This is a genomic window from Pirellulales bacterium (assembly GCA_035939775.1).
Taxonomy (GTDB): Bacteria; Planctomycetota; Planctomycetia; order Pirellulales; family DATAWG01; genus DASZFO01.
This window is the reverse complement of sequence record DASZFO010000159.1, coordinates 1-18,918: the sequence shown is the minus strand read 5'-3', so window position 1 is coordinate 18,918 and position 18,918 is coordinate 1. Positions and strand designations below refer to the sequence as shown.

18 protein-coding genes and 2 tRNA genes are annotated in these 18,918 nt (G+C 61.3%); 8 read left to right on the top strand and 12 right to left on the bottom strand.

Going from position 1 to position 18,918, the window contains the following annotated elements; genetic code table 11:
* Positions 1-4: 4 nt before the first annotated feature.
* A complete protein-coding gene (locus VGY55_10300) occupies positions 5-970 on the bottom strand; it encodes a UbiA family prenyltransferase (GenBank protein ID HEV2970370.1) in 966 nt (321 codons plus the stop codon).
* 251 nt (positions 971-1,221) lie between these two features.
* Between VGY55_10300 and VGY55_10295 the strand changes: the two genes are divergently transcribed.
* The 3 genes from VGY55_10295 (at position 1,222) to VGY55_10285 (ending at position 4,198) form a co-directional block, all read left to right on the top strand.
* The gene (locus tag VGY55_10295; protein HEV2970369.1) at positions 1,222-2,196 is read left to right on the top strand and encodes a D-2-hydroxyacid dehydrogenase; all 975 of its coding nucleotides are present in this window, start codon (positions 1,222-1,224) and stop codon (positions 2,194-2,196) included.
* A gap of 221 nt (positions 2,197-2,417) precedes the next feature.
* Positions 2,418-3,524 (top strand): serine/threonine-protein kinase, encoded by a 1,107-nt coding sequence (locus VGY55_10290; protein HEV2970368.1) that lies wholly within the window; start codon positions 2,418-2,420, stop codon positions 3,522-3,524.
* Between the two features lie 107 nt (positions 3,525-3,631).
* Positions 3,632-4,198 (top strand): hypothetical protein, encoded by a 567-nt coding sequence (locus tag VGY55_10285; protein ID HEV2970367.1) that lies wholly within the window; start codon positions 3,632-3,634, stop codon positions 4,196-4,198.
* An 89-nt stretch (positions 4,199-4,287) separates the two neighbouring features.
* Here VGY55_10285 and VGY55_10280 read toward each other — a convergent pair whose 3' ends face one another.
* The 6 genes from VGY55_10280 to VGY55_10255 form a co-directional block, all read right to left on the bottom strand.
* A complete protein-coding gene (locus VGY55_10280) occupies positions 4,288-4,737 on the bottom strand; it encodes a DUF2752 domain-containing protein (protein ID HEV2970366.1) in 450 nt (149 codons plus the stop codon).
* A 12-nt stretch (positions 4,738-4,749) separates the two neighbouring features.
* Positions 4,750-5,142, bottom strand: a complete 393-nt coding sequence (locus tag VGY55_10275; GenBank protein HEV2970365.1) for a CD225/dispanin family protein — start codon at positions 5,140-5,142, stop codon at positions 4,750-4,752.
* Between the two features lie 181 nt (positions 5,143-5,323).
* Positions 5,324-5,617, bottom strand: coding sequence for a DUF4190 domain-containing protein (locus VGY55_10270; GenBank protein ID HEV2970364.1), 294 nt, complete (start codon positions 5,615-5,617; stop codon positions 5,324-5,326).
* Between the two features lie 93 nt (positions 5,618-5,710).
* On the bottom strand, positions 5,711-7,486 hold the full coding sequence (locus tag VGY55_10265; protein HEV2970363.1) for an aspartate kinase: 1,776 nt from the start codon (positions 7,484-7,486) through the stop codon (positions 5,711-5,713).
* A 24-nt stretch (positions 7,487-7,510) separates the two neighbouring features.
* Positions 7,511-8,716 carry a cofactor-independent phosphoglycerate mutase gene (locus VGY55_10260; GenBank protein ID HEV2970362.1) on the bottom strand — a complete coding sequence of 402 codons (1,206 nt, stop codon included), beginning with the start codon at positions 8,714-8,716 and terminating at the stop codon, positions 7,511-7,513.
* Positions 8,717-8,837: 121 nt separating this feature from the next.
* The gene (locus VGY55_10255) at positions 8,838-10,214 is read right to left on the bottom strand and encodes a homoserine dehydrogenase (protein HEV2970361.1); all 1,377 of its coding nucleotides are present in this window, start codon (positions 10,212-10,214) and stop codon (positions 8,838-8,840) included.
* A gap of 240 nt (positions 10,215-10,454) precedes the next feature.
* On the opposite strand from VGY55_10255, the gene VGY55_10250 reads away from it, so the two are divergent.
* The 5 genes from VGY55_10250 to VGY55_10230 all read left to right on the top strand — a co-directional run bounded on the left by VGY55_10250 (position 10,455) and on the right by VGY55_10230 (position 12,809).
* A tRNA-Ile gene (locus VGY55_10250) sits at positions 10,455-10,528 on the top strand.
* Between the two features lie 36 nt (positions 10,529-10,564).
* Positions 10,565-10,637 (top strand) — tRNA-Ala (locus VGY55_10245).
* Between the two features lie 50 nt (positions 10,638-10,687).
* A complete protein-coding gene (locus tag VGY55_10240) occupies positions 10,688-11,137 on the top strand; it encodes a prolyl oligopeptidase family serine peptidase (GenBank protein HEV2970360.1) in 450 nt (149 codons plus the stop codon).
* A 3-nt stretch (positions 11,138-11,140) separates the two neighbouring features.
* On the top strand, positions 11,141-12,043 hold the full coding sequence (locus VGY55_10235) for a PfkB family carbohydrate kinase (protein ID HEV2970359.1): 903 nt from the start codon (positions 11,141-11,143) through the stop codon (positions 12,041-12,043).
* Positions 12,044-12,377: 334 nt separating this feature from the next.
* Entirely contained in the window at positions 12,378-12,809 is a 432-nt protein-coding gene (locus VGY55_10230) for a response regulator (GenBank protein HEV2970358.1), read from the top strand.
* Positions 12,810-12,880: 71 nt separating this feature from the next.
* Here VGY55_10230 and VGY55_10225 read toward each other — a convergent pair whose 3' ends face one another.
* From VGY55_10225 to VGY55_10205, 5 genes are all read right to left on the bottom strand, one after another.
* Positions 12,881-14,545 carry an FAD-dependent oxidoreductase gene (locus VGY55_10225; protein ID HEV2970357.1) on the bottom strand — a complete coding sequence of 555 codons (1,665 nt, stop codon included), beginning with the start codon at positions 14,543-14,545 and terminating at the stop codon, positions 12,881-12,883.
* 57 nt (positions 14,546-14,602) lie between these two features.
* Positions 14,603-16,090 carry a polyamine aminopropyltransferase gene (locus VGY55_10220; protein HEV2970356.1) on the bottom strand — a complete coding sequence of 496 codons (1,488 nt, stop codon included), beginning with the start codon at positions 16,088-16,090 and terminating at the stop codon, positions 14,603-14,605.
* Between the two features lie 156 nt (positions 16,091-16,246).
* Positions 16,247-16,483, bottom strand: a complete 237-nt coding sequence (locus tag VGY55_10215) for a DUF350 domain-containing protein (protein ID HEV2970355.1) — start codon at positions 16,481-16,483, stop codon at positions 16,247-16,249.
* Entirely contained in the window at positions 16,483-16,665 is a 183-nt protein-coding gene (locus tag VGY55_10210; protein HEV2970354.1) for a hypothetical protein, read from the bottom strand. Before VGY55_10210 ends, VGY55_10215 begins: the two co-directional genes overlap by 1 nt.
* 16 nt (positions 16,666-16,681) lie before the next feature.
* Positions 16,682-18,547, bottom strand: coding sequence for a DUF4178 domain-containing protein (locus VGY55_10205; GenBank protein HEV2970353.1), 1,866 nt, complete (start codon positions 18,545-18,547; stop codon positions 16,682-16,684).
* Positions 18,548-18,918: the final 371 nt, after the last annotated feature.

The following is an 18,918-nucleotide window of genomic DNA, read 5'->3' as shown; positions in this document are numbered from 1 at the left end:
CAATCTACGTCGAGTAGCTCCATCGGCCGAGGATCGTCATCGGGACGATCAGCAACACCACGGCGATTCCCCAGGGGACTCCGCGAACGGCGACGACGATGGCCGCGTCGAAAATGATCAACGACACGAGGCACTGTCGGATCGCCTCCCGCACGAATTCACCGTACGGTTGGACCACGCAACGCAAGCAGCGCCAACCCGTCAACAAGGCCAGCAGCACCCAACATAAATGCCATTTTTGCGGATCGATCAGCAATTGATGTGGCTCGAAATCAGCCGTCTGAGGCAACTCCTCTGGGAAATACGCCAAAAGCCCCATCCCGGCAAACATTGGCAACATCGCCAACAGGAGCTGCCCTCGTCGGCTTTGCGGCTCGGCCTCACTTCGGGCAAACCAGGTGACGCCGACGATGTACACTCCGATCCCCACCGCCACGATGTAGTTCGCAGTTTGCCAGGGCTGGCTCGCCGCACTCATCCCGAGCAACACGTTCAAAAACCGGCAGCCTCCCATCGCTAGCGGACCAAGCAGCGTCTGTTTAAGCAGGCCATCGTAGACGAGGATCAGCGCCGCCAGCCCGATCACGACTGCCGCCGGCCGCGGATCGTGCGACCAAAAACTGACCGCGGCTCCCGCGATTCCGCCAAACAACAGCAGCTCGAAGCCGATCCAACGTGCTTGCGATATCAAGATTCGTCCGGAAGGCAACGGCCGCTCCGGGCGCTCGGCCCGATCCAGCTCGACGTCGAACACGTCGTTGAGCACCATCCCAGCCATGTACAACAGCGCCGATGCCAAGAGCAGCGGCAGTGCCCCGGCGAGCGCCGGCCGCCAGTCGCTCGCGTCGTGGGTGAACAAATAGCCCATCGACACGTCAGCCACTGCCGTGAAAACATTCGGCAGACGCAGGAGCTGCACGTAGGCCAGCAGCTTCGATTTCCGGGGATCAGCCGTCGCGGTTTCCGTCACGGCATGGCCCCTCAAGTATTCCGGATTGAATTGCAGAATCAGGATTTCTTTCGGAGTTCCGCAGTTTCACTGAGCCGCGAACCCATGCAGTCACCCTACTGTCTAATTCGCATTATAATTGACGTCGCCGCACAACTTCCAGAACTGAAGATTTGCCGCTCGATGCTCTTGCCAGGGTTGGAGAAAAGGCCACAATTGGAATCGCGACTCCTGCCTGAATTCATTTCCCCCCGCCCACCTGCGATCACTCCATGCGAATCGTGCTCTGCTATCCGCTGCAACAGCGCCATTTAGACAAGATTCAATCCGCCGCGCCGAATGCCGAGTTGGTCAACGCCGGCCAAGAGCGCATCGCCGAGGAAATCCTGACGGCGGACATATTCTGCGGGCATCCCAAGGTGCCGACCCCCTGGGACGAGGTCGTTCAGCTCAACCGGCTGAAGTGGCTTCAATCCTCGGCCGCCGGCACGGACCATCTGCAAATGCCGTCGATGATCGAATCGCCGATCATCATTACGAACATCTCCGGCGTGCTGGCCAATCAAGTGAGCGAGCAAGCGCTCGCGCTGTTGCTCGGACTGATTCGCGGCCTGCCGACGTTTTTCCGAGCGCAACAGGCGAAGGAGTACATCCGCCGGCCCGTCCGCGATTTGCACGGCGCCACGATCGGCATCGCGGGACTAGGCGGCGTGGGGCGGCGCGTGGCAGAGTTGTTGGCCGCATTCAAGACGCGGATTCTAGCGACCGACCTTTATCCGATCGATAAGCCGTCACACGTCGAGGAATTGTGGGCCGCCGATCGGCTCGACGAGATGCTGCCGCTGGTCGATATCCTAGTGCTCTGCGTCCCACTAACGCAAGTGACGCGCGGAATGATCGATGCCCGGCGGCTCGCGCTCATGCGGCGCGGATCGATCCTCATCAACGTCGCCCGCGGACCCGTCGTCGTGGAGCCGGATTTAGTGGCTGCGCTGGAATCGGGGCGCCTGTGGGGGGCCGGCGTCGACGTGGCGGCTATGGAACCGTTGCCTGTCGAAAGCCGATTGTGGGAGATGCCTAACGTGATCATCACCCCGCACGTCGGCGGCGAGAGCGCACTCCGCGCGGACCAAATCACCGACTTTTTTTGCGAGAATCTCCGCCGCTATCTGGCAGGCAAGCCGCTTTTGAACTTGATCGATAAGCGGCTCGGATTCCCAATTCGCAAAGCGGCGAATGCCAAATGATCTCGCATACCCACCATCGTTTAACCCGGAGCCAACGGCGATGGCGGGCGACGCGCGTTTCGTCGCCGTTGGCTCCAGGTTAAACGAAGCGCGGTCGAAGCATTCGCCATTCGGTCTCGCCTTTACTAGCGTGCCCCCGGCAAACTATGATAGTTTTGATGGAGAATCGTTTGGACGCCGTCACACACCACGGATTTGCAAGGAGGTAAATCACCCAAGATATGGACAACACCACGACGTTTCTCGACGGCAAAGCGACGCTGACTTTCGGCGGACATCTTGCCAAGCGCTGCCCCGATGAGCTGCTCACCCGCTATGAGAAGCTGATCGAGGATCAGCGTCTGAGCTGGACGGAGCACCATCGCCTGTTGCGGCTTCTCGGCTCCGGCGGCCAGGGAGTGGTCTTTCTCACCCAGCGCCGCGGCACGGACGGATTCACGCTCCCCGTGGCGATGAAGATTTTCTCGCCCGAGCGCTACGAAACGTCTCGCAGCTACGACGACGCGATGGCCCGCATGGCCCACGTGGCAGCCCGGGTCGCGCAAATCCAGCAGGACAATCTGCTCGATGTGTATAACTTCGTCGATCGCAATCGGATCCGTTTGATGGAGATGGAGTGGATCGACGGCTATGATCTCGGCCGGCTGCTGACGCCCGGGATGCTCGACCGGACGCGCGAGCGAGTCGATCAACGTCGCTGGGAATACTTGAACAACGTGATCGTGACGGCCGGTCCGATGCAGCCCCGGCTCAAGCCCGGGATCGCGGTCGCGATCGTTCGCGAATGTCTGGCGGCGCTGGCCGCTTTGCATCGCGAGGAGATCGTCCACGGCGACATCAAGCCGTCGAACATCATGGTGAAGCGAACCGGGAATGCCAAGATCGTCGACATTGGCTCGGCGTTCCCGCTGGACGCGGTTCCCGCACAACGGACCTGCACGCCGACCTATACGGCCCCCGAGGTGCTCGAAGGCGGGGAATGCACTCCGCGCTCCGATCTGGCGAGCCTGGGCTACGTGCTGGTCGAGATGCTCGCCGGACGGCCGACGTTTGCAGGCATTAACACTTATCGGGACCTGCTCGAGGCCAAGCGAGTGCTGGCCCAACGGCTGCCGCAACTCTTGCCGCAAGAGGTGGTTTGCAACGAGTTGCTGATGAACTTCTGCCGCGGACTGATCGCTCCCGACCCGATGCGACGGTTCCCCAGCGCGGAAGCGGCCGAGCTGCTGAAAGAGGGTGCGGCCAGCTTCCACCGGCAGTTGATCGTGGGCGGCCTGGCCAGCGAATATGAAAATGAAATCCGCCTCTGGCTTGAAGAGCTGGAATAGATCATAGTCAAAGAGAGGGCCGTTCGGCCCGGCACGGATCGACGAATGTCGGGTTCTCGGGCATTTCGTCATTCACAATTTCGCGTCCAGTCGCAGATGTGGCAGGCATGTTGGAGTCGTTGTTTATGCGGATTGCGCTCGGGTATTGCGGGATCGTTGTTGCCGTGACGTTGTGCGGTTGCGGTACGGCGGGCTCCGGACCGCCCGGCTCTGGCGGCGCCGCGCCCACGGGATGGAAAGAGTACGAACTGGACGACGGGAAGTTTGCCGTCAAGATGCCGGGAGACCCGATCGCGATGCCCAGTCGGGATGCGTCCGCCACGAAGGCCTGGAGCGTGAGTGCTGGAAACCTCAGCTACACGATTCGATATACTGAGCTGCCCGATCCGGGTGCCGTTAGTGATCAAGACAAAATCGATGCCCTGTACGACGACTTCGCGAACACCCTGCCAATTACGGACGGAATCGATATTGAAGAAGTGAAAAAGCAGATCAACTTCGGTGGTGTCTCGGGCCGCGAGATCGACGGCACGATCGCGGACAAGAAATCGATTCGGGTGCGGATTGGCGTTGTCGGCGGGCGATTCTACCGTGCCGAAGTGACCGGTGCAGTCGAAGCGGTCAACTCTCCGGACGCCGAAGTCTTTTTGAATTCGCTCAAAATAGCGAGATAGGCTTAAGAAGTCGTCCGAAGTCGAGCTTCTAGGCGATCCCGTCGCAAGCGACGGGGCGAAATCCCGACCTCTGACCTCCGACCTCTGTCTCAGTGTGGCGCCAGCAGCGTGAACGGATAGGCCGGCACGTTTCGCAGTATGCCGAATGCGATCACGACGAACACCACTAGCCACATCCAATGGAACGGCAGCAGCCGGCGATGCGACAGCGGCGGAGCGAGCTGGAATCGCATCGGCAGCAGGTTCCAAAGCCCTGCCGCAATCAACAGCGGCAGCGTGCAGACCGCCAACGGATTCATGGCGAGCGCCGCCGCCAATTGGCCGTGCAATAGTTGGTGCATGGCCCGGAGCGTTCCGCAACCTGGGCAATGCAAGCCCGTGAGCTGATGGAACAGGCAGGCTGGATAGATGCCCCCGTCCGCCGGGTCGATGCGATAAAGCAAAACGCTCGCCGCGACAGCCGCCAGACACCCGACCGCGATGACCAACGGCGATCGAAGCCGGCGCGGCGGACAGTTCGCTGGGTGGTCTTCAGACATGGCGAGAGCCGACTAATGCCATCCGCGGCCACCCTGGTTCATCCCCACAAAGGCCATGCTGCAAACGGCATAAACAACGGCGACAATCAATCCGAGCCCGAATCCAATCCAGCACCACATTTTCGCCGAGCCAGAGGCGGCCTGCGCTCCGGCGTAGTCGCCCGCCGCCAGTTTGCTGCCGACTTGGGCTGCGTAGACGATGGCCACGATCCCGAACGGCAAGCAACAGAACAACGTGATGAGAATTGCTTGCACTAAATAAGTCGGAATGTTGGGTCGCATCCCGGGCGAGCCGTAACCGCCGGCGGCTTGGCTCGCCTGATACGGATTTACAAACGCCATGCCGCAGGCGGAGCAGACCGTCGCTCCGTCCGGATTCTTCGAGCCGCAGTTCGTGCAAAACATGAGGACTCCTCAACGCGCGTCACGATACACCGATCACGATCGTCGCCCGTGGTTAGCGACCGCCAGAACCAGGCCTTCTTACCGACGATTCATTCCTCAGCCAGCGGAGAATCTAATCGCAGGCCGGGAAAACTGCAAGCAGATATGCGAAATTGGAGCAATCGCGGAAACGGCGAACACGTCACAAGCGATGGCCAAGCACGGCCGGAAGTGCCAAGAGCAAGAACAAGGTGAAGATCGATCCCGTGATCACGGCGAAAATCGCTCGCCCCATGCCGTGCTTTTCGGGGTGCTTTTGAATGTCGCGGATCGCCACGATGCCCAACACCAGCGCGATCGGCGCGGGGAAAAATAGCACGGCGAACAATCCTGCATAGCCCGCCGCGATCGCCCACCCCGACCGGCCCACCGGCAGCAAAAACCGCATTCCCGCATCCTGGCCGATGTCATGCCGCGGAGGTACGGGAGCGCCCATGGGTGGCGGCGCACCGAACGACCACCCGCAGCGCCCGCAACTCGTCGCCTCACCCAGGAATTGGCCGCAGTTCTGACAATACACGTGGGATTCCTATTTCTGCGCGTCGGCAAATGCGCGTTGCAATGCCGCCAGCGCCGCTTTACCCTGCCGGCCGTCGACCACAACGTTCACGCGGACCTCGCTGGTGCTCATCATATCGACATTGATCCCCGCCTCGGCCAGCGATTGGAACATGCGGACGGCCACGCTGGTGTTGCTCCGCATTCCAATCCCCGAGACCGACAGCTTGGCCACCCTTGGACAACTATTGACGCCGCCGCAGCCGATCCGCCGAGCGAGTTGCTGGGCGTGCTCGACCGAGCGTTCAAAATCGGCCTGCGCCACCGTGAGGCTGATATTCGCCTGGCCATCTCGGCCGAAGCTCTGCACGATCATATCGACGAACACGCCGGCCTTGGCAATCTCGTCGAACGTTTGGGCTGCGATACCAGGGCGGTCGGGCAGGTCGAGGATCGTCACCAGGCCCTGCGATTCGTCGAGCGACACCTCATCGATCGTCAGATTCTCCATCCCTTGCAGCCGGCGCACGATTTCGATTTCGCTCGAGGCCGGCGCCGTTTTTCCCGCGGCACGTGGGCCGTTGATGCCCGCCGGCTCTTTCGCCAGGTCGAAGGCCGCATGGACGATCCGCAGCGCCGTCTGGGCCTGATCGCGGGCCACCAGCACGGAGATTTTGATCTCGCTCGTGGTGATGACGAGGATGTTCACGCCGGCGTCGGCCAAAGCGCGGAACATCTTCTGCGCCACTCCCGTCTGCCGGGCCATCCCCAGCCCGACTGCCGAGACCTTCGAGACGCGATCATCGTGGCTATAACCGGAAGCGCCGAGTTCTTCGGCCGCTTCCTGGACTGCCTCCAGCGTAGCCGGCAACTCCTCGCGATCGACGGAAAACGAGATGTCGGCCTTTCCTTCCGCGCCGACGTTTTGCACGATCATGTCGACCGCGATCTTGCGGGCGGCGATTTTGGAAAAGATCGCCAGGCTCGCTCCCGGGCGATCGGGGACGCCTTCGATCGTCACCCGGGCTTCGTCTTTCACGAGCGCCACGCCGCAGACGGCCTGGTCCGGCGCTTCCGGCTCGGCGACGATCATCGTCCCCGGCACGTCGGAAAAGCTGCTCCGCACGTGGATCGGCACGGAGAACTTCTTGGCAAACTCGATCGAACGGCTATGCATCACGGCGGCCCCGAGGCTCGCCAGCTCGAGCATCTCGTCGTAGCTGATTCGCTTGACGCGCCGGGCTTCGGGAAGCTGTCGCGGATCGGTCGTGTAGACGCCGTCGACATCGGTATAAATCTCGCAGGCATCGGCCCGCAGCACCGCGGCTAGCGCCACGGCCGTCGTATCGCTGCCGCCGCGGCCGAGCGTCGTGATGTTGTAGTCTTCGTCGATCCCTTGAAAGCCGGCGGCAATGACGATGTTCCCTTCGTCCACCGCCCGACGCATTCGATCGGTCGAAATCGAATGGATGCGGGCTTTCGTGTGCGAGCTGTCGGTTCGGATGCCGATTTGAGCGCCCGTGAGGCTGATTGCCTTGTATCCGAGCGAGTGGATGGCCATCGCCATCACCGCCACGCTCACTTGCTCGCCGGTGGAGAGAAGCATGTCCATCTCGCGCGCGGAGGGACGGTCGCTGATCTCGTGGGCCAGGTCCACCAGCACGTCGGTGTTCTTGCCCATCGCGCTGACCACCATCACGACCTGGTGGCCCTGCTGCTGGGCGCGGATCGCCTTGCGAGCCGCCGCGAGAATCTTCTGGCTATCGGCCACGCTCGTGCCGCCGAATTTTTGAACAATGAGAGACATTGCAACAAGTGCGAGGTGCGAAGTCTATGTCGTTCCTAGAAAGTACCCCATCAGCCGCCACCCCTGCTCAAAAGCCAACTGCGACTTGCCTGCCGCGAGTTCATCGTAAGCCATGCTCCCATCTGGAGCGATCCCGGCGCCGGCCAGCGCAAACGGGATGGGGCCATGGCTATGTGTCTTGATTCGTAGCGGCGTCGGATGATCAGGGGAAATCAGGATGCGGTAATCTCCTTGTTGCTTGAGCGCCGCATGGAGCGGCCCGACGATGTGCCGATCGATTTCTTCCAAGGCCTTGACTTTCGCGGCAGCGTCCCCTTCGTGCGACGCTTCATCGGTTGCTTCAATGTGGACGCAGATCAGATCGGTATCCGGGATCGCCGCAATTGCATAGCGCCCCTTGGCCGAATAATCGGTGTCGGTGTATCCTGTCGCGCCAGGGACCTCAATCCGCTGCCAGCCGAGCAGCGCGGCTAGCCCGCGGAGCAGATCGACGGCCGTAATCATTGCCCCACGGCGACCGTAGGTCTCGGCGAACGGCTTCAAATCGGGTGCCCGCCCCTGCCCCCAGAGCCAGACGTTTGTCGCCGGAGGCTTTCCTTGTTGACGGCGCTTGGCGTTCACTGGATGGTCGTCAAACAGAGCCACGCTGTCGCTCATCAATTGGTTCAAGAGCGCGCTTCCCGGCCCGCGCGGATAGTCGTCGAGCACCGATTTGTCGGTGAGATCGTGCGGCGGCGTGGTGCGGGTATCGGCCGAAAATGGCGGCGCATGTTTCGTCCCGCGATAGACGAGAAGATTGCGATAACTGACTCCGGGAAAGTATTGCAGATCGTTATTTCCCAATTGCTCTTGAGCGGCCGCGAGCAACTCGCGAGCCTCCTCGCTCGAGATATGTCCCGCGGTGAAATCGCGCATCACCTGGTCGTGTACCGTCACCAAATTGCAACGGACGGCCCAATCGGTCGGGCCGAGATCGATCCCTTGAGCGGCCGCCTCGAGCGGCGCGCGGCCTGTGAAGTGTGCGAGCGGATCATAGCCCAATAGGCTCAGGCAAGCCACGTCCGAGCCGGCCGGCAGCGACCGCGGCACATGATTGGCCCGCCCCACGACTCCCAGCCGCGCCACGTCGTCCATCGCGGGAGTGTCTGCGGCCTGGAGTGGCGTCTTGCCGCCGAGCGATTCCTGCGGCTCATCGGCCGATCCATCGGGAATAATCAGTGCGTATTTCATTTCGTGCGCGTCGTGCTACATATCAAAGTGCAAAAACCGGGTCTGACTCTGTCTAATCGTGTGGCACCTGGCCAGCGGGCTGCCCTCTGGGCCCGGCCATTGCCGGCCGCAAGCTAATCGCTCACGAATCGTAAACCCGAAACCGCGAACTGGGAGCGCGCACGTGCGGCAGGCGGCCGATGACGTCGAACGCCTCGCGCATCGCCCCCTCGGCGGCCGCGTGAGTCATAATCACTAGTGGCACCGTGCCATCGTCGCCGTCTTGATTATGTTGAATCACCGAGGCGATCGAAATGCCGTTGCGCCCCAATATGCCGGCAATGTCGGCCAAAACACCGGGCCGGTCCGCCACATTGAATCGCAAGTAATACCTCCCGGTCGAGCAGGCGTGATCCGCCAACTCCACTTGCACGCGCTGATCGGACCAGAGTTTCAGAGAGCGGAATGTGATCGCCGCCCGGCCAACCACGGTGTCGATCAGATCGGCCATCACCGCGGAGGCCGTTGGCATCTGGCCGGCGCCGAGGCCGTGAAAAAACAGCGGGCCGACCGCGTCTCCGACGAGGCTTACGGCGTTAAACGCCCCACGAACTTCCGCCAACGGTGTGCCGATTTTCACCAGCGCCGGCGAAGCGTGCAATTCCAATCCGCCAAAAAAGGAGTCGGGACTCATTCTCCTAGCCGGTTCCAACTTTCCACCGCGGTCGCCGAAAATGACTCCCGACCCCTTTTTTGCAAGTTCGGCGACGGCTAGCAGCTTGACCCGATAACCCAGCTCCTTGGCAAATCTCAGATCGGCAATGTTGAGTTGGTCGATTCCGCGCCGCGGGATGTTTCCCCACTGGACCGCGGATCCAAACGCCAGGTGGGCCAGAATGGCCAGCTTTTGAACCGTGTCGGTGCCATCCACGTCCATCGTCGGATCGGCCTCCGCGTAACCGCGGCGCTGGGCCTCCGCGAGTACGGAATCATAGTCGGCCCCTGTCTCCTCCATTTGCGTCAGGATGAAATTGCAGGTGCCGTTGAGGATGCCACGAATCGAGAGAATCTGATTGGCCGAAAGGCATTGGCTGATATTGGCGATGATCGGAATGCCGCCGGCCACCGCCGCCTCGAAGGCGATCGAGCGCCCCATCGTGCGGGCGCAGTCGAACAGTTCTTGTCCGTGCTCCGCCAGCAGCGCCTTGTTGGCCGTGACCACGTCCTTGCCGCTCTTGAGCACTTCGAGCATGATCGTGCGGGCCGGCTCCAATCCGCCCACCAAATGGGCGACGGCGGCGATCTCCTTGTTGTCGGTGATCCGCTTGAGATCGGTCGATAGGATTCCTTCGGGCAGCGTGACGTCGCGAGGCTTTTCCAAATCCTGAATCACGACTTGCTCGAGCCACAACCGTCGGCCAGCGTGCCGCGTCGTCCGATCGGCATGGTCCAACAGCAGCCGGGCGACGCCCGAGCCGACCGTCCCTAGCCCGACAATGCCGACCTTCGTTCGATCCATTGGAATTCCGCCAACAACCAGATTGGGACGTTCGGGCCCCGAACAGATCGCCCGGCACACGACAAAGATAGCTTCGCAAAGTTTAATCGTTCATCGTAAGGAGCCGATTACAGGCCCGTCAAGGCGCGCGAACCCCTTTGACAGCCCGGCTGTCGGCCCTAAAATACGCTATTCTTTACCGGTTGCGTGGCGGCCATTTGGCGCCGCGCGGTTGCGGAAAGCGTCGGCTAAATCGTGGTTGCGCGCGTAGCTCAGTTGGTTAGAGCGCGTCCCTGATAAGGACGAGGTCCCAAGTTCGACTCTTGGCGCGCGCATTTCAAGTCGGCGCAGCGGCAGCGGACCAATTCCACGGGGACGTAGCTCAATTGGGAGAGCACTAGCTTTGCAAGCTAGGGGTTGGCGGTTCGATCCCGCTCGTCTCCACTTGTTGTAAGTTTCGCCGAATTCATCTGGCGATCATCGGCGATCTGTTGATGGGGGCCACACTCACGCAGCATCCGGAATTGGTCAAGGCCGTGGTCTCCACGGTCGGGATCTACGATATGCTGCGCTTCGAGCTGTCGCCCAACGGAAAGTTCAACGTTCCGGAGTTCGGCACGGTCACGGACGCCGACCAGTTTCGGTCGTTGGTCGCCTATTCGCCCTACAACCACGTGATCCAAGGCGCAAAGTACCCGGCCACTCTCATGCTCACGGGCGCCAACGACCCGCGCGTCGATCCGATGCAATCGCGGAAGATGATCGCCCGGCTGCAAGGGGCGAACACGTCGACGGCGCCGATCTTGCTGCGCACCAGCGCCAACACTGGCCATGGAATGGGCACGCCGTTAACGGAGCAGATCGACGAGCAGGTAAACATCCTCGCATTCTTGTTCGACCAGCTAGGAATCAGGTTCCGTCGTGCAATTAGAAATGCGGGCTAGACCATGATTCTCGCCGCGGGACTTACGCCGGCCTGGCAACAGATCTATGCGTGCGATCACTTCCGTCCCGGAGAAGTGAATCGGGCCTCCCAAGTGGTTCGCTGCGGATCGGGAAAGGTGCTTAACGTCGGAATCGCGTTGCATCTGCTGAGGGCCGAGAGTCGCGTTCTGTCGTTCGTCGGTGGATCGGATCGCGCCGATATGGATCGCGAATTCGTTGCAATGATGATGTCTGTCCGATGGATCGAGACCGCCGCGCCGACGCGGACTTGCATTTCGATTCTCGACTACCAATCTGGCACGACGACCGAGCTGGTCGAGAACGCCAAGGTGGTTTCAGCAGAGGAGTTGGCGCAGTTTCGCGCGGCCTTCGTGCAAGAAGCAGGCGCCGCCGACTTCATTGTGGTCACCGGCTCGCTCCCCGCCGGAACACCGGCGAGCTTTTTTCGAGACTTGCTTGCAAACGTTCGTTGTCCGGTCCTGTTGGACATTCGTGGAGAGGAACTGCTCTTGGCGCTAGAACAACAGCCATTGATCGTGAAACCGAATCGAGAAGAATTGGCCGCGACGGTCGGGCGAGCGCTGGCGAACGAGGAGGATTTACACCGCGCGATGGCTGAATTGAATCACCGCGGCGCGCAATGGGTCGTTGTCAGCGCAGGACGACAGGCCGTGTGGGTTCGCGGCCGTGCGCAGCTTTATCGCCTCGATCCGCCGCAACTGGCGCGCGTCGTTAATCCAATTGGCTGCGGCGATGTGTTGGCCGCCGGGATCGCCACGGCGCTGCTTCGAGGGAATGACCCGTGCGACGCCGTTCGCTTCGGCATGGCGGCTGCCGCCGAGAGCGCGGCAAATCTCCTGCCAGCGCGATTCGATCCATCGCGCGTCGCGGCTGGGTGGAGCTGATAATGGAGTGTTGGGAAGGCGGCGTTATGCATTCGGGGTGTTTCCTACAAAGGGACGGGCGAGAAAGACAAAGCGGAATCGGACTTTCAACAGGTCAAGAAACTTGGATACAAACCGGATTAACCGCCAAAGGCATATAATAATGCCGATGCTGCGACTGTTCGCAGCGTAACGGTCCCCGATCGGCCAAAAGAAACGCCGCCGGCTTGTCTGGTTTCAGCGAGAGCGCTCAGCCGGCGCAAAGCCTCCCGGATCGCGCTCGGGTGGAGACGCGACGGATCTTTGCTCGTATAATCTATGGTAGGACAGGGGTTGCACTTTCATCTGGTGACCGATGACAACACCCACGCATGATGATGTCGGCAGGGCGCTTGCTGAGACTGAACCATTGCGCGTCTTGATCGTGGACGACAACGCGGATGAAGCCGACTCGCTGGCCACGCTCTTGGCGTTTCGAGGCCATGAAGTTCAGCGCGCCTATTCGGCGAACGCCGCCCTCGAAATCGCCGAAGGATTCCGCCCAGAAGTTTTCTTGCTCGATCTCGGTCTGCCGAGGATGAGCGGATACGAATTGGCGGGGCAATTGCGCAAAGAGTTCTCTGACGCCGTGCTCATTGCGACGACAGGCCATGTGGATGAAGCGTATCGGCTCCAAGCCAGAGATGCCGGTTTCGAGCACTATTTCACCAAGCCAGTGAGCATCATCAAACTGCACCAGTTGTTGGAATCGGTTGCAATCCAACGTGCAGCCCGTCGTTTCCAATGAACGTCGTGACGATTGACAATCGTTCGGCGGTGAGGCTGTTCGCTCATGTCTTTTACCCGTCCAGCTCGCCGCTAGACATACGATGCAATCCGTCGCCCGCGAGCGAGCAACGCTTCCTCTGCCGCCCTAATGCCGTGGTAGAAGGCTTCTTCGAAGAGCGCAACACCGCTCAGGTCAGTGTTGGCAAAGTGGATCTTCCTGTAGGGCTGGGCGGCGGTGGGGCGATGCAGGCCCCAAATGAAGCCCGGCACGGGACGGATCATGGCATGGCCCCAGCGCATTACGTCGATTCGCTCGACGAGCGGTCGGACGTCGGGATGTGGAATCGCGAGGTCGGCCAGAGCCAATTCCGCGCATGTTCGCCAGTCGAGATCAAGCAGCCGCTCACGGGCGCGGCGCGGATTGTCGTCGCAGAAAGGGTAGTAATAGGTGAGCGCCGTCGGGCCCGATTCCGGCCCGCGCTGGTGCGTCGCCGTGACGTAACCGAGGGACGGACTTTCGTAGACTACGTTGTCCCAGGCCAGCGGAAAGCCGCGCTCGGCGGGGCGATTTCGGAGGAACACATTCGCGACCAACCATGTGCCGTATTGGAATTCACTCAAATGCCGCGGCGGATCGTCGCGATAGGGCCGCACGACGTGGCGGGCGATAAACTGTGGCGCGGCGAAAATCACACGCTCGGCACGGAAACCGCGCGCGGTCCGGCCGTCTTGCGAGAGAGCGACGATATCGACGCTCGATCGCCCGTCCCGTTCGACAGGAATGACCTCGATTGCTGCCATTCCGAGCCGTGCTTGCCGCGCGAGGCCGGCGGAAAGATGTGCGACCAATCGGCCGTTTCCCTCTGGCCAAGTGATGAGCGGCCTTGGTTCAGCCCCCGACCGGACGATGCGCGAGGCGAAATAGAATAGACCCGCCCAAGCGCTCGTCTGCCCGACTGTGAGACCGTAATCGTCTCGGCAGGCGTAATCCACGAGCCAGCAAAGTCGCGGCGAAATGAAGCTGTGCTCGGCGAGCCAATCGGCCATCGAGAGCTTGTCGAGTGCCCTGACCTCCGGATCGTCGGATGCCGAGACGATCGGGATGCCGAATGCCCGACGTCCGCGGCCGTCGCGCCACGCGACCCAGCGATTGATCTCGTCCTGAAATCGCCCGTATTGTGCCAGATCGTCGGCGCTTGCCCCAGCGTGGAGATAAAGCCCCTCGTGCCAATGGCCGCGATAAAAAATGCGCTCTTGCGGATCGCGACAGAGAAACTGCTCGGCGACAATCGGTTCTCTGTCGGCATCGCTCCCTTCGAGGATGCTCATCTCGGAGAGCAACTTGATGAGCGCCGCATTTTCGCGCGTCGGGGCGGGAATGTAGTGTGCGCCCCAGGGAAACGGGGTCGATACGGAGACGCCGGCGGGCGAGGTTCCACTCTGAGCAGTCCCGCCGGCCGCGCGTTCCAGTTCCAACAACACAAAGTCTTCGCAGTCGGCCTTGAGCAATCGCCACGCCGCGGACAGCCCGGCTACTCCACCGCCGACGATCACGATGCCAGTCTTCTCCCATGCGTCATTGGCAGGGGTGATCCGCAATCCGTCGCGGATGCGATGGCCAAGCTCAAGCGACGGACCGACAATCCGACCATCGAACTCCGCCTCGGTGCTGTCGCGCCCCCGGCAGCCGGCAAGCACGGCCGGCAAGCCGAGCAACCCAATCAGCGCATCACGGCGATTCCAGTCGCGCGGCATCTCTTAATCCGTCAACTTCTGCCTAATCCTTCGTCATTTGTACTTCGTACTTCATGATTACTCCCACTTCCTCCATTCCGACTCGTGGTAGCGAACGAGCACCTGGTTGTCGAGGCGATTCACCTCGACGACCACGGGCGTCATGTCGGCCGAGAGGCGGAACATAGCTGGCAGCGTTTCGTCGTTTAGGAATCGGAACGGGCCGGCCACGTGCGTCGGCCGATCGAACGGTTCGAGCCTTGCCAGCGCGAACCCCCAGACGCCAAACGACGGCACGGCCACGTGGTACGGCTGCACATTGAACCCGGCCACCTCAATCGTCCTCACGATGCACCAATACGACTGTCGCGCGAAAAGTGGCGAGGTGCATTGCACCGCCATCGCGCCGCTGTGGGCCAGGTGCGACCGCGCGAGCCGATAAAACCGCGTGGTATAGAGCTTGCCCAGGGCGAAATTGCTCGGATCGGGAAAATCGACAATGACGGCGTCGTAAGGCTCGGTCGGCCGTTCGAGCCAGATCATCGCATCCTCATTCACCACCTCGACGCGCGGATCGTCGAGCGCATGGCCGTTCAGGTCGCCCAGCGGCGGGAAGCGGTTGGAGAGCCGCGTCATGTCGGGATCGAGATCGACGAGCGTCACATGTTCGACCGAATCGTGCTTGAGGATTTCGCGCACCGCCAGACCGTCGCCGCCTCCCAGTACGAGTACGCGGCGCGGCGTGCCACAGGAGGCGAGCGCCGGATGCACGAGCGCTTCGTGATAGCGGTATTCGTCGGCAGAACTGAATTGCAGATTTCCGTTCAGAAAGAGCTGGAAGCCGGCCCGGCCATGGGTCATGACGATCCGCTGGTATCTCGTCGATTGGGCATAGACGATCGGATCGGAAAACAGATCCTCCTCGGCCAACGACGTTAAAAGTTCTGCCTTGGCGATGCCGGCCGCGAGCAGCACGATCACGAGAATCGCTCGACCCCGGAGCCAAACGACGGCGCCGGGGATCAGCGGCCGCAAGAGCCAGGTGCCCCACAGGCCCACAACGGCGTTCAGGATTCCGAAGGCAAGCGAAGTCCGTACTAGACCCAACCGCGGCACGAAGAACAGCGGAAACAACAACGAGCCGACGAGCGCGCCGATATAGTCGAACGTCAGCACGCGCGACACCAGGTCCTTAAAATCGAGATGGTCGCGCAGTATCCGCATCAGCAACGGCAACTCCAGTCCGACTAACACGCCGATGGCGAATACCACACCGTAGAGTACAACGTGAAACCACCCCAACCGTGCGAAGCTCAGGAATAACAGCGGCGCGGACAGGCCGCCGACGAGCGCTACGCTGATCTCGACCTCGACAAAGCAGCGGGCCAATCCGTGCTCAACGAATCGCGACAACCATGCCCCCGCACCCAGCGCGCTCAGATAGACGCCGATAATGACGGAGAACTGTGTGATCGAATCCCCAAGCACGTAGCTGGCCAGCGTCCCGGCGAGTAGCTCATACACCAGCCCGCAAGTGGCGACGACGAGCACGTTCAGGAAGAGAATGGGGGTGCGGAGCAGTACAGGTGCCGGAGGCCAGCGGCCAGAGGCAAGTGGACGCGCAAGCGGTGGTCGTTCGCGTGGTTCGATCTCATTCATATGTCAAATACTTCGCGAATGCCGAGGCCCTCTCCCCTTTGCCTGGACCCAAGCCTCCGGCCGCTAGTGGATCGCTGCCGCGACGATGACCGAGATGCCCAGGATCATCGAGGCGATGATGATCGCCAGGGCAATGTTCTGGTCTTCCTCGATCTCCTTGCGGACGCTCGACGGAACATGCTTGATGATCTTGATCACCACGACGAACGCAATGCCAAACAGGGCCAAGCCGATCAGGCTGAAGACCAAGGCCGCGGCGACCTCGCCCGACACCTTGGCGGCCAATTCACTAAGCGTCATCATTTGCCTCCATGAAAACCGGAGTGCCAGAAGTGAAACGAACGATATCCGCCGGGCGATTGCCGGACGTTCGACGGCAACCGCTCTTGCTCCGGCGAGGTGACGTCCCAGCCGGCCAGCGTGGCCGCCAGATACCCGCCGATCAGAAGCACGCCGAAGGCTGCGTAGATTCGTGTGAACATCTCATTCTCCGAACCGTCAGTAATTGCTGTTTTCCCAACGCTGCTTCTCAAAGTTGAATTGTCGGATCGCGACCGCTATCGGCACGATCGACAGCGCGAGCACGACGATCAACAGGTACAAGATCCGCGGGCCGGATTCTTCCAGCCGAACGGACATTTGAATCGGTCGGGTCGCATATTGCCATTGCGTTTCGAGCCGGAGCGTGTAGTTGCCCGGCGGCAAGGCCGATACAAAGGCACCGTTCGAGCGGCTCCCCTCGGTCCAGGAACCATCGGAATCGACGCCGTGATAGTAGCCAACCTCGACGGAGAAGGGCTGCACCAGTCCCGTCTCGTCGTTGAACAGATCGCCATCGACATAGAGCCACGAATTATCGACCGGCGCCGAAATGTCGAAGCGCAGGCTGCGATGGGCGTCGAGAACGATCGGCGATTCGAAAACTGTGCGCGCCGTCTCCGGCGCGGCAGGCGGATCGAGCGAGAAAGTCTTTTCGAGCAGCCTATGCGACGGCATCAGGATTGAAAGGACAATCCACAGCACGACTGCCGCCGTGACCAACACGCCCCAGATCCGATAGACGCCTTTGGAATGGAACGGTTGGTTTGCGCCCACGCCGATCGAGGCGCGAAGCGGCGGCAGCTTGAACGCCGCGGCGACCTCGGCCGGCTCAAGATACGTGCCGAGCGACCAGTTGATTTCGCCTTTCGCTCTCAGTCGAGCATCGGCGGCGTCGACCGCAGTGGCGCCTTCCGGCAGCGTGGTCTCCCGCGACAAGATTTCCGGGGGCGCGATGAAATCGTCGAGCGCAACTCGTTCGCCGACGTGGACCTTCCAATAGAATTCGCCCGAGACGTAATCCACGATGGCCGTGGATTTCTCGAACAAGCGGAAATGGCGACCGTTGTAGGTGGCGATTCGCGACTGCACTTCCGCGTCGCCCGGCGGCACGGCGGCAACGAAGCTCCAATGATGATCACTCTCGACGAGCCAGCGGAAGCGGGTCCCGACGCCGTAGAGCAGATACTCGTTCCAATAGTAGTTCGTGTGCAGGTACGTCGTGTGCCGAACGAGAAAGCCGATCACCGTGTATGGCTTGCCGCCCAGCATGCCGGTCGTGCCCAATGGAATCGTCGGCTTGAACTTCCCCGGAGAAAGTGTTTCGAGGTATTGCAGCTTTCCCTGCGCGCAATCCAAAAGCGAATTGCAATACGGGCAAGCGACTCGCTCGGCGACGTCTGGAGCCTTGAGTTCCAGCGCGCCGCCGCACTGGGGGCAGTTTATTTGCAGCGCCCCGACGTGCCGCGGCTCGCGCTCCGTCGCGGCGGCGGGCGAGATCCCCAGATCGTCGAGCGTCACCTCCTCGCCCAGATAGACGGCAGTCTCAGCATCGCTATAGTCGAACGTGGCGAACTTGCCTCCTGGCCCGCTCAAGTCGATGTATTCGAGCGGCGCACCGGGCACGAGCCGATAGGGGATTTCTCCTTCGGCAGACTGCGCCATCGCTCGGCCGATCTCGCTCGCCACCAGGACGCCGACGCCGGGGATCGTGAACCGATGGCCCAACTCGATCTTGTCCGGTTCAGGCAGCTTCGCGTCCGCGGCGAGATGTTTCTCGAACGTGAGGTAGAATCGCCCCTGGGCCTCGGCGAGCCAGCCCCAGCGGTCGCCTGGGAAACTGGCATACCACTCGTCCCACACACCTCCCGCTTCGTGGGCGAATTGCGCTCGTCCGGTCAGTTCGAACGGCGCTCCGCCGTATTTCCCCTTGCGCCCGACTTCGAGCGGCGAGCCGGCGTCGACTAGCGCCGCAACTCTGCCGAGGTCTTCGAGCTTCCGATCGCCGCGGGCCACGACCGACCGGCAATTCGGGCAGACCACCACGACCGACGATCCGATTTCAAATCGAATCGGTGATCCACAAGCGGGACAATTGGCCTCAACATGGTTCACTGCAAGACATCCACCGGCTTAAACTCGCTCCCCCAGAACTTGCTTGCGGGACACGCCGAGCCAATTATCGCGGGCCGCGGCGTGGAAATAGTGCAAATCAGTGTGATGCTTGAGCTTCTCCATGTAAAGATCGCTGATCCGATTCGGAAAGGAGGAATTGTTTCATCGGTGTCGGCCTTCCGGCTTGCCCTATTCAGGCTGCCGACTGCGGTAGTATGATTCGGTCACCTCGTATTAAGATATCCGCCGGGAGTTCCGCCGCGCAGCCACGCCGCCTCAGAAAGGGCATCGTCAAATGACCG